The organism is Psychrobacter sp. FME13 (assembly GCF_014861395.1).
GTDB lineage: Bacteria > Pseudomonadota > Gammaproteobacteria > Pseudomonadales > Moraxellaceae > Psychrobacter.
Window position 1 is genome coordinate 1 of the sequence record NZ_RRYV01000342.1, and the last position, 863, is coordinate 863.

At 43.6% G+C, this 863-nt stretch carries 1 protein-coding gene; it reads right to left on the reverse strand.

Going from position 1 to position 863, the window contains the following annotated elements; genetic code table 11:
* Nucleotides 1-17: 17 nt before the first annotated feature.
* Nucleotides 18-770, reverse strand: coding sequence for an IS5 family transposase (locus tag EI164_RS16490; RefSeq protein WP_192521045.1), 753 nt, complete (start codon nt 768-770; stop codon nt 18-20).
* Nucleotides 771-863: the final 93 nt, after the last annotated feature.

Below are 863 nucleotides of genomic sequence, written 5' to 3' on the forward strand. Positions count from 1 at the left end.
TAGGGCGTGTTGAACATTCATAATTTCAGCCAGATATAAGCGCAAGCGAGAGCGACCGTATTCTCATAACTCTGCTTGAGCTTATCAAATCTGGTGGCAACTGCCCTATACTGTTTTAGCTTAGCAAAAGCATTTTCTACTAAGTGGCGTACCTTGTACAAGTTCCAGTCCATATGGTCGTTAGAGGACTTTGTATTTCGTTTCCGAGGGATGTTATCACACGTCCCTGCTTGTTCAATATGGGCTCGTAGCGCATCAGAATCATAGCCTTTATCGGCACATAAAACCTCTGTATCGCTCAAATCAACCTTGTCTATTAAGTCAGGAGCGACTTTAACATCGTGGGTTGTACCATCTGACAAGATAAAAGTGAGTGGATTGCCATGAGCATCAACTGCCAAATGAATCTTGGTCGCGCGTCCTGCAACACTTTTACTAATAGCCTGCGCATTCTCATTGCCACCACTGCTGTGTTGATGCGCTTTAATATGAGTGCCATCGATAAAGACCCATTCAAGGTCTGCGTCCTTGATCAGTAACGTAAAAAGCGCAATCAGCTTATTACTGCGAGACCAGCGCTGGTAAGCTTTATAGATGGTATTGGGCTTGCCAAAGTACGCTGGTAAGTCACGCCAAGGGCAACCAACGCGCATCCGATACAACACACCTTCAACCGTATTTCTAAGATTTCCTTTGTCATAGATATTCAACTCTAGTAAGATAGGTCTTAGTCTTGTCCAGTGTTCATCTTTGAGCATTGTGCGAGGCATAGCGAACGATATCTTTTTTGTGTGAGAACTTAAAGATTAACCGTTCGCTATTTTTTTTGCCATCAATTTGTCGCCAATGTTCAACACGCCCTA